Origin of the sequence: Photobacterium sp. BZF1 (assembly GCF_014349205.1) — a bacterium.
Lineage (GTDB): Bacteria > Pseudomonadota > Gammaproteobacteria > Enterobacterales > Vibrionaceae > Photobacterium.
The window spans coordinates 1-10,707 of record NZ_JACSOF010000190.1 but is presented as its reverse complement, the minus strand read 5'-3'; the positions used below and the strand labels follow the sequence as shown (position 1 = coordinate 10,707).

Genomic DNA, 10,707 nt, shown 5'->3' with positions numbered 1-10,707 from the left:
TACGGAGAGATGGCTGAGTGGTTGAAAGCACCGGTCTTGAAAACCGGCATACGTTAATAGCGTATCTAGGGTTCAAATCCCTATCTCTCCGCCACATTTGAAAAGCCGCTGAGAAATCAGCGGCTTTTTTGCATCTGGGATCTAGGGTTCAGCCGAGAGAAGCGAGACAACGTTGCTAACCGAAGGTGCTTTAAAGCAACGGCCCGCAGGGCGAAGTAAATCCGCCATACCCAAAGCACTCCGCCACATTTAAAGGCCTTGTCGCAAGACAAGGCCTTTTTCGTATGCGTAGAGTTCCGAGTAAGGGATTTGAATCAAATCCACCATACCCAAAACACTCCACCACATTTAGAAAAAGCCCCGTCAAAAGACGGAGCTTTTTCAAGCCATTGATAGCATGGAAATATCATCCACTCTATAAGGGTGGTACATATGTAATTATGAAAGTTAATCTTACGCGAGTAGTACATGAAAAGAGATTAGAGTAGTCAATTTATATAACTATCTAAAATCAAATTACTCAATACCCTTGTGCGGCTAAACTAACCAACAACTTTAAACTAGCTGAATAGTAATCATCATATCGGCTGACTAGGGTGGATGTTTCTTCCAACTCTCCCACTGTAAAATCCCTGATAGCAAGCAAACCACCACTCATTGGGTAATCTGCGCGACTATGGCCAAACACATTTTCCCATGCCGGTGTTTGTAACCTTGCTGTTCTTGACAGCATATCAGACCATCTTTCCAGCAATGGGTGGTTCGCCATCCGCCACTTAACATAGACGGGGATCCGAAATGCATCATAGCTAACTCGAGCTGGCCAATCTGCAGCTGGTGCTGTCGAACCGTCAGGGTAGAGTACTATCCAGTCAGTTGCTATTTTGTGGTCTCCCCAGTCAATTCGCAGCATTAAATTAAGCGTGTCAGTAATAAGTACATGTAAATTATTAACATAAACCCGTGCGGCGAAATCTTGCCAAGCAGGATAGATAAAATACGAGGGGTTGAGTACTATCCCTTCGTCGGATATGAATCCAAAGACACCAGGTAACATCACAGTATAGTCAGCGTATTGTATGATGTTGTGTTCTAATATCGACCAGAGAATCTCATCAGAGGCTTCAAGGTAGTTGGGTTCATCCCATTGCTTACCGGCTTTTAGCAGTGCCCATGCGATAAGTACATCACCATCTGAAGCGTTGTTCCTATCCTCGATTTTATAGGTAAGGGTTGGGTTATATTTCCAATAAAACAAATGGTTATCTGGATTGCTCAGATTAGACCTTGTCCATGACCATAGACTTTCAAAAGTCTCTCTGTCATCAAATGCTGCAGCAAACAACATACCAAAACCTTGTCCTTCACTGTGACTGATACCTTCATTCGTTGTATCGATAACTCGGCCATCACCGGAGATAAATTGTTGGCGATATCGCTCCCAGCTTTTGTCTGCCATCGCTATGGGAGAAAACAATATTATGACGCTTAGAACGACGGCAAGGGTTATTAATCGCTTTACGACTTGTGGTGCACTACTAGTAAGATACATATTCATAGTTCCTCAAAGCCAACTTAAAATAAGCGCCGCCCCCGCAGAAAGCCAATAGTTTCGTTGTACTGACCAAATGTATCGTAATGAACACCGGCCTCAAGAAGAAAGCTCGGTTGTATTTCATATTCCAATCCAGCGTGGAATTGGTAACCAATCCCGTCTTCAGATTCACTGTCGTAATAGGCTTCCTGAGCGTAACCCTGACGCCAATAGTTTTCTAACTGTGATTGGAGTATCGGATCATTTGGATAATAAGCCGCTGAATTAAGGTTATAAGACTGGTATCCCAACGAACCTCCCAACGAATAGTGCATACGGTTTAGTTTTTGGCTGAAATTAAACGGAAAGGCAATACTCACATAGTTCTGCGGACTGAAGTACCCACCGTGACCAAAGCTGAACTTGCTGAGGTTCTTATCAAAGTCGAGGTAGGCAATATGAACCCCTATTTTGAGTTCAGCGTCTTCTTGGCTGTAAGGTCTCATATACAAGCCGGTGTCAATACCAATGCTATAGTTGTCATCAACACTGTTACCGGTATAGAGCCACCATTGAGTTCCGGCATAATAGCCTGCGTAACCATCATCATAGCTAAGTTGTGCATCAATACCGTTTTTGGTTACTTGCCCCCAAAATTTACCAGAGAACTTGTCTACCGCACCGGCATAGGAAAGTAGGCTATCCTTGACTAACCTGCGCTCACCAGAGATGTTGAAAGCAAGGTTGCTATTAATTGGCTGTCTCCACTGGGCACCTCCGACTACCGTACTTTCTTCAAAGCCTATTGGTGTTGTGCCAATATCTATAGTGTAACGGTTGCCTTCAGCAGACATGGCAATACCTACACCTGTTTCATGCTGCGAACCCTGAGAGGATACTGATGCCAACGTCTCTCCATCATGTATAGAAAGACCCAATGATTCTGAGACTTGGCCTTGAATCGTGGCTCCTGTTCCAAAGCGGCGATTGGCATCACCAGAAGAGCTACCCGCATCAAGAGTAACTGGTGTGATAATGGCCTTGATACGGGTCTCGCCTAACGCAGCAGAAGACCATTCAATTGGAAGTCTCGCTTCTGTGAGTTTACTCAGGCCGTCTTCACCATTCCTTCCACGAATCACCAACCCACCTTGTAACCATGAAGAGGTTGTTTTTTTGAGATCAACCATCAAATCATCAACTTGTTTGAGAGTTTCCTGATCATTGTTGCCAAAGTGGGTAGCTGATTGCGTATCATTTGTCTCTTGGGATAGCCAAGGCAATAAGGTAATAGATGCCTGCTTGGTATGTGCCGTCGTAATAAAAGGGTTGTCAGCCATTACTTGGTCGCCCAGTGTTTTTCCCGAGATTGAATAGCTAAACTCTTGACCCAGTAATTTGCCACGGGCTTGTCTAAGTGCTGCTATCGCTTTTTGCTGTTCACCGTTAGCTTCGTGGATCCTAGCTATAAGCAGCAGCCGCTCAGCAGATTGGGTATCTTTGAGTTCAGTGGCTAATAAAGCTGCCTTTTGACCGTTGCCCTCGGCAAGTGCAGCGTTAATTGCACCGACTCGTGCATCTTGTTTTTGTGTATCTAGATTGCTTTCGAGCAAGTACTGATAAACGGCCGAAGCCTGCTTGGTCATATGTCCAGATTGGTAAAGGCGTGCCATTGCAAGCATCAGTCCCACATTATTAGGATCTCTTTGAAGGGCAGTTGTAAGATGGTTATAAGCGCCAGCATAGTTACCTTCTATTCTCAGCTTATCAGCCTCATTGATAATATAAACGTTCCTTGCCTCGGCCATCTGTGTCGGTGTGCTGTTCGCTTCTACCTTAGGGTTATTGAGCAATTTGAGTGCTTCACGCTCTAGCCCTGCTTTGTACAAAACACTAATGTGATCTATGTAGTCACTAGCATTTCCGGTTATACCTGATGCAATATCTTGCTGGATAAGTTTAAGAGCAGAACTAACATCACCACTTTGTGCCATCATATTAGCCGCTCGGCCAACGATATATGGCTTTCCCAGTTCCTTCGGCGAGAGTTGTTTCAGGATTTCAAGTGTCCGTATTTTATTACCTGAAGCTAGATGATTGGCTGCCGAATTCAACTTTAGGTTAGCAAGTGCTTCTTGGTATAACTCAGACATTTCAGGAGTACGGTTTACTGCGGGTACGCGTCCTAAATGCTCTCTGGCACGAACCCAGTCATCTTTATCATCTGCGTAGACAGCGGCCGCATAAAGTTCATCTGGTGTAGCGTCAGCCCGGTAAAGATGAGCAATTGCCTCATCGGCTTGTGATGACCTACCAGATTGCTCCAGCAGTTTTGCTAGTTCAAATCGAAGCCATGGATTATTTGGGAGTAAGTCAACGCCGTTTTCAATAATTGCAATGGCCGTTTCGAGGTTCCCTGCATTAATGGCCTGATCGACTAAATTGCGGGTATTACCATAGATATCAGCCGACTTGACCTTTTGTTGTATAGATCTGGGTAGGCTACTGAGTATCTTTGCTGCCTCTTCTGATTTTTGCTGTTCAACCAAGACAAAGTAAAGTTGCTCATTTGCATCGATATTTTTTGGATCTTGTTTAAGCACGGCGTACAACTGTTCCTCTGCCTCTTTATATCTACCACGCTGCCTGAGAAGGCTGGCTCGATAAATTTTAGCGGCCCTTCCCCGATGACCTGATTGTCTGGCTAGTGGCGCACTGACCTTTAAGGCCTGATCTAAGTTGCCCTTGGCCTGTTCTTCTTTTGCTTGGTTCAGAGTGGCATAGAATCGGGCTTCCTGAGCCCTTTGCCTAAGTTCAGACGCGTCTTTTCCACTTTTATTGGCCGCTTGTTCAAGGTAATTAGCGGCACTTGTAAAATGACCTTGCTTCATATTGGCATAACCCAAACCGGCAAGGGCGTCAGCATCGTCTGGTGAGGTTTTTAATACACGATTAAATGACTGCTTGGCTGTCGCTGTATTCCCTTTTGCCAGCGATTCAAATCCAGATTGTTTTGACATACCATCAACGCGCTGATTGAAAAGCGCTGCAATTTCTTCATCATCATGACGTTGCAGCCATGACAGGTAGTACTTTTCATCGGATGCTTTTGGATCAAGCCAAATGAGTGCCTGCCTTAGGCTAGCATTGGCTTCCGGATCTTTTTTAGCCATTCCTTGTAGCAGTTCAATTCCCTGCCGGCGGGTAGACTCCCTGTATGTCAGTAACTTAGCATAAGCAAGGTTGATGGATAAGTTATCGGGATGCGCTTTTGACAGTACCGCTAATTTACTAAGGGCAATTGGATAGCGTGTTTCATCTCCAGCCATCGTCTGATAGTACTCAGGGGCAACAGATATCGGAGGTTCTGAACCACCGAATATCTGGTCCCAAGTTGCCAAGGAGCCGTCTATGTTGCCTGCATTGGCCTGCCGCCTCGCCATTTCAACCTCCCGTTGAGGGAGTTGCATAATATCGGTAAAGTTTTGGAGCTCTCGAAGCTGTGGAGCCCCGGGATGTGCCTTAGCAAGTTGTTCCCGCCATTGTTTTGCCTTACTGGTGTCTCCTCGTTGTTCGGCCCACAGAGCCATGTAATACATTGCTTGTGCATTATTGGTATCGACCATCAATACCTTGTTTAATGACTCAACGGCACGCTCATCATTATTGTGTTTGTGCCAATAAACGGCTTGATCCAACAGGGTTTGCAAGGCTGGTGTAATCTCTTGTGCAGATGTAACGCCATGCAATGACTGAGACAGCAGGAATATACAGGCCAACGCCTTGATTAAATTATTTTTCATTAGTAGGTACCTTTATCCCTTTTTTGGAGGTGTCAGCCGCTTGCGGTTGCGCTGTGCGAGTACATGGTGAAGAGCCAGACCTGTCATGGATGAGAATGCAACGGCAACGATAGCCAAGATGGCTCCATGTTGATTGGCGTACCAGATAATCATCTTGTACCAAGGTAGTTTGCCACTTGGAAACTGGGAGGCGACTTGGAAGCTTCTTACTCCGTGATTGTCAGTAATGATCGCAGTATCCTTGCGAATAGCGGCATTGATGGCCCTGACCTGTAGATCTGCGCCAAGCATGGTAATCTGAACTGGATCAGACGCAGTTGCTACGACAACTACGCGTTCGCTGTCCCAAGGGGACTTGTAACTCAAGAATCCCCGCCATTCCTGAATGGCCGAAAGATATCGATCCGCTTCCAACGCATCCAATTGCCAGTCACCTGACATCCAATTCCTAAGGGTTTGGGAAAAGGTATAGTCACGAACGCCTAACCGGTCTGTCAATTGATGATAAGGTGAGCCTTTAAATAGTTTCCGGTTGAAAGTGGTATCACCGACAACTGACACAGCGAGGATATCTTTATTACGAAGCATTTGTCGGTTGTTTGGAACACCAAGAAACACCCTTGTATAGCTTTGAACCGTACCTGTTGCACTGCCCGCACGGGCGGCCAACTCAAATAAAGTCTGTATTTGCTTAACATCAGGTTTTTCCGGAAGCAAGATAACTGTCTGCGAAAAATCGGCATAGCGTGTAAAAGGGAAAGAAGCCCCGATAAAAAATGATAGATTTGGTAACTGCGTAAAATGACTGCTTCGGGTTAAGTCAATTAGAGAGGTGTCTTCAACTGTACTCTTGATATTATTGTCAAATAGTTCACTGCATAAGGTATCGGGCTTGTTCGCAATATTGAAATAAAGTGAGAGATGGTTGTCGCCATAAATCATATAAGGCTGGACTGGGATTTTAGCCTGTTCTTGACGAATATCACCGCCAACTTTATGCCAAAGTCGCTCCAACACCCCATTGCGGTTAACAGGTAAACCGGCAAGGTACTGTTGGTTAAAGGTAACACTGAGATTGGATAGTGACTCGTCAATCCATGGTGCGGTTGGGAAGCGATAGCCAATTTCAAGTGGTATCGTTTCGCCGTCCCACAAGAACAAGTCGGGTGCGGCCCGGAATGTATAATCCAGAGGCTCATGCCATACGCCAAGTGCCACCATGCCGGGTTCATGAGCTACCAACTCCCTTAAATAAACCGGCCTGTCTGTTGCAATCCATCGAGGTGAATCATAAGGCTTGCTGCGCGGTATATTTTGGTATTCCACGGTTGCTGATGTTGTTTGTATTTTAAACCCTGTTTTTGACAGTTTCCAAACAGCCGATCTCAAGTCCCTCTTTTCTCGACCGGCAATGACCAATAGGTTGTGTGATGGGCTTTTAGGGTTTTGCATTACGCGTATGTATGGGGCATCACTTTCAGGGAGAGTAAAGCTACCTACAGTTTGACCTGGGGCTCCTATTACAATAGTGTGCTGTTGCGGTAATACATCAACCGACACTTCGAAAATGACTCTTTTTTTGGGTGAAACCACACCAAACCATGAAGCCAGCATTGTTGCTGCATTCAATTGGGGGGGCTCTGGACTTGAGGGCAGTGCTATGTTGACAGGCGTATTAGCCATGTCATTAATATCCCAAAAAGGAAGAGGGAACCGACTCAAATCAGGAACAACATTGAGCTGTGCTGATTCCAACGTGATATAGCTCGTTGGTAGGATAGTGACCTGTAGGGCGGCCTCTCTGTTCGGCGGGCATAATAAGTCCTCTTCCGTTTCCAGTCTAAAACCGATCAATGTAGCCGAGGTCACTAGCATAGGAGGGATATCGAGTCGGTAAGTTACATCACTGTCAAATGCAGCTTCAAGCGGTAGCGTCGCTATGTGCTGACCGTTGACTGTTACACCGAGTGTGGCATTACTTTCGACCACTTCATCATCTACCTTTAGATCAAGAAGTAACTGGGCGCGGGTTATGACTTCATCATGTCGTGTGGTAAAGACAATACCTGAGTCTTTTTGACCCTGCAAAAAAGGAACTCCATCGTCCCACCCCATTTGAGCAAGACTTATCTGATGTCCCTCCAGTACCTCACTTTCCAATGCTTTAACCGGTAGAGAAAGCAAAGTTATTAAACAGGCTAATAAAAAGTGCTTTATCATGCGACTTCCTCCCTTAGAGGGGGACTTTTTTTGGCTTGGGCTTGTCCAGCGGACTTCTTGTCACTCATTGCAGCTTGGACCACACTAACCAAGCAACCAATGATCATGTAGAAAGAAGTAAACGGGTTGTCATTCTTGCGAGGCTCACAGATCCAGGCATCTGCCCTTGAGAGGACAATGCGAACTAACTCGCGACGGTCATCGACAGCCATGTCCCTAAATTGAAGTGCACACCCCTTTTGGTTTACCACCAATTTTTCTATCGGTATCGATATAGCCCCAGAGCTGAGCTGTAGCTCTATCTCTTCAACATCCTCTGGCTTGTGATAACCATTTGGCACATTGACTAGACATCCTCCCATTGATATATCGATGGTCTGGGTTCGTGAGGCAATACCATCGCTGTAATAAATCACCGCCGGTATCTGAACTGCTAGTCTCACCGTGTGCCTTTCCTGCTTGGTTTCACGAGCAGTTGCTATTGCTGCAAGCAAGAATAAAAGACTATAACTTGCCCAACCAACATTCAGGGCAAGGACGGCTGGGTCAAGGTTGTAGTCCTCTATAAAAAGAAACCGCCAGGCTCCCCAGAGCACGGCGATAAACAGTGTGATAGCTAAAAAGATGTGAGGACGAACGGTGAGAGAATCAAAGTAAGTATTGTCCAGACTTCCCCCTTTATCTGTTACGTTAAACTTGCCGTGTTTCGGGAAGAACATCGTATTAATAACTGGAAGAACAAGTTTTGGGGCTAGGGTAATATCATAAATGTCTCCCCAAAAACTATATCGGGTGTTACCGCTTAACCTAGAGGCGGCAATGGCAGAAATGATAAAGTGAGGTACACCATACGCAAAGATTAACGCGGCAGATGAATGTAAGATCTTCAGGTCAAATAATAAAAAAGCAAGCGGGGCGATGAGGTAGATCATTCGGGGTAGTGGAAATAGGAAGTACATCATGGCACTGAGGTAGCATAGCCGCTGGTGTATAGTAAGTCCTCTGCCAAATAGAGGATTATCCATCCGGAAGATCTGTATCATACCTCGGGCCCAACGGTTTCGTTGGACAATGTGGGTTGCAAGCCGTTCTGTAGCAAGACCCGCTGATAATTTGAGTGGCAGATAAGCTGTATTCCAGCCTCGCCTTTGCATTTTGAGAGCTGTATGGGCATCTTCCGTTACCGTTTCGACAGCAAACCCACCAATGTCATCAAGTGCCTCGCGCTTGAGTACCGCACAGGAACCGCAGAAGAACGCAGCATTCCAGGCATCATTACCTTGCTGGATAGGACCATAGAACAACTCTCCTTCATTGGGGATATCACGACCGCCATAAAGATTCCGTTCGAAAGGATCTGGTGAATAAAAATGGTGTGGTGTTTGAATGAGCCCCAGCTCCGAGTCTTTTAGGAATGCACCAACTGTTGATTGAAGAAAAAGTCTAGTTGCGGTGTGGTCACAATCAAAGATACAAATGAGTTCGCCATGGGTGAGTTCTAGCGCATGGTTGAGGTTACCAGCTTTTGCGTGGGTATTGTCGGTACGGGTGATATATCCAACCCCAGCCTTAGCAGCAAAGACAGCAAACTCTTTGCGGTTTCCATCATCAAGTAAATAGATATTTATCTTGTGTTGCGGATAATCCATACACTGTGCGGCAAATACAGTATCACTGACAATATCAAGATCTTCATTATATGAGGGGATATAGACATCGACTGTGGGCCACGAAGAGATATCCTCAGGGAGTGGTTGTATTTTTCTTTCAAGTGGGAAGCTGTTTTGCATATAACCCAGTAACAGCATAATCCATGAGTAAAGCTCTGCAACAAAAAGTAGGATTCCTAAGATAGCTTCGATCTGGGTTTCAAAGGACAGTGTTTGCGTAGCACGGAAATATAGGTATCGTGTTGAACTCAGTACTGAGAATACCACCAGAATAACTGACACCTGATGGTTCTTAATTCTGTTCAATAAAATGAAAATTAAAAGTGAGAGCAAGCCAAACAAGTATTGCATTTGGCTCCCCATCGGGGTAATTACTATCGTTATAGCTACGGGGGCTAGCAATAAAAATAATAAAAACAACATAATTTTACTCATGATTGTTTCTCCATAGCTGAATCATTGGTTTGGCACAGATTTCGCTGTATGAACAACGCCATCACCAATATGTATTCCCAATATCCCAATCAACTTTTGACCCAGAGTCTCAATATCGAATGCAGCAGCAGATGCCGGGTTATATGTGCCGATCGATATTTGTGCTGCATTTGCTTCGATGACACTCTCATCGCGGTGTATCATGCCTAGTAATTGGTTGCCGAGCCGATGCTGAAAAACCTGAGCTGATTCCTGACTGACTTTTCGTTTCAAGTCAATCTGGTTTAGTACAAAATGTTGCTTTTCCCGTTGTCCAGCGTAGAGCTGATTTTCTGCTTGAGGCAACAGAGCCAACGAAGCAGAATCAGCAAGAAAAAGAGTTAAGCTAATATCTGAGATTTCCGAAAACGCACTGAAAGCAATAGATGGTGTCGTAGGAAGATCTGCGACGATCAGCCATTGGGGATCATTGATGAATACTTCAAGGCCACGAGGTAGAAAATATTTATCATTGCGCAGTCGGTTTTCAAAGTTAAGACGTTGTGGTTCTGTGGTTATGCCATAGGGTAGGACAAAGATATTGTCCTCGTATGAAAGAACATTTTCGCTCCAATCTGGGGCCTGCTCAACTTGAGCAACATAGCCCCTTTTGTCATTAAAGGGCATACCAAAATGCAGCCGCAATGAGTTTTGGACATTGCAATCAATTAGAAGGACCTTGATTCCTTTACTAGCCATTGAATAGCCGAGATTTGCTGCTAATGTTGTAACACCGACCCCGCCTTTAGGAGAAGATATTGTCACTATTGACATAATTCCTCCTCGGGTTGCTCAGAGAAATTCTTATCAAAATTCGTTTTATCGCAAGGAAAACCAGCCACAGCTTGAATTATTGAGACTCTATCAGATGAAGTATCATCAGTATTATGTATCGATTGCAGTAAGGGAGAGCGTGTCGTATGGACAGTTAACTGCTTTACAACTGAAGGAGGGCGATTATTGTAATCTGGTTTATCAGTAGTGATTTCATTATTAATGTTATAGG

At 45.0% G+C, this 10,707-nt stretch carries 6 protein-coding genes and 1 tRNA gene; 1 reads left to right on the top strand and 6 read right to left on the bottom strand.

Going from position 1 to position 10,707, the window contains the following annotated elements; translation table 11 throughout:
• Positions 1 to 3 precede the first annotated feature (3 nt).
• A tRNA-Ser gene (locus BIZ37_RS27220) sits at positions 4 to 94 on the top strand.
• A gap of 426 nt (positions 95 to 520) precedes the next feature.
• Here the strand turns inward: BIZ37_RS27220 and BIZ37_RS27215 are convergent.
• From BIZ37_RS27215 to BIZ37_RS30310, 6 genes are all read right to left on the bottom strand, one after another.
• Positions 521 to 1,558 carry a glycosyl hydrolase family 8 gene (locus BIZ37_RS27215; RefSeq protein ID WP_222939856.1) on the bottom strand — a complete coding sequence of 346 codons (1,038 nt, stop codon included), beginning with the start codon at positions 1,556 to 1,558 and terminating at the stop codon, positions 521 to 523.
• Positions 1,559 to 1,575: 17 nt separating this feature from the next.
• Positions 1,576 to 5,337 (bottom strand): cellulose biosynthesis protein BcsC, encoded by a 3,762-nt coding sequence (locus BIZ37_RS27210; protein WP_187464196.1) that lies wholly within the window; start codon positions 5,335 to 5,337, stop codon positions 1,576 to 1,578.
• Between the two features lie 12 nt (positions 5,338 to 5,349).
• The gene (gene bcsB / locus BIZ37_RS27205; RefSeq protein ID WP_187464195.1) at positions 5,350 to 7,557 is read right to left on the bottom strand and encodes a cellulose biosynthesis cyclic di-GMP-binding regulatory protein BcsB; all 2,208 of its coding nucleotides are present in this window, start codon (positions 7,555 to 7,557) and stop codon (positions 5,350 to 5,352) included.
• A complete protein-coding gene (bcsA, locus tag BIZ37_RS27200) occupies positions 7,554 to 9,662 on the bottom strand; it encodes a UDP-forming cellulose synthase catalytic subunit (protein WP_187464194.1) in 2,109 nt (702 codons plus the stop codon). Before bcsA ends, bcsB begins: the two co-directional genes overlap by 4 nt.
• A gap of 21 nt (positions 9,663 to 9,683) precedes the next feature.
• Positions 9,684 to 10,475 carry a cellulose biosynthesis protein BcsQ gene (bcsQ, locus tag BIZ37_RS27195; RefSeq protein WP_187464193.1) on the bottom strand — a complete coding sequence of 264 codons (792 nt, stop codon included), beginning with the start codon at positions 10,473 to 10,475 and terminating at the stop codon, positions 9,684 to 9,686.
• The coding region (locus BIZ37_RS30310; protein WP_222939855.1) for a hypothetical protein at positions 10,466 to 10,707 on the bottom strand (242 nt) is incomplete at its 5' end. The genes BIZ37_RS30310 and bcsQ, both read right to left, overlap by 10 nt.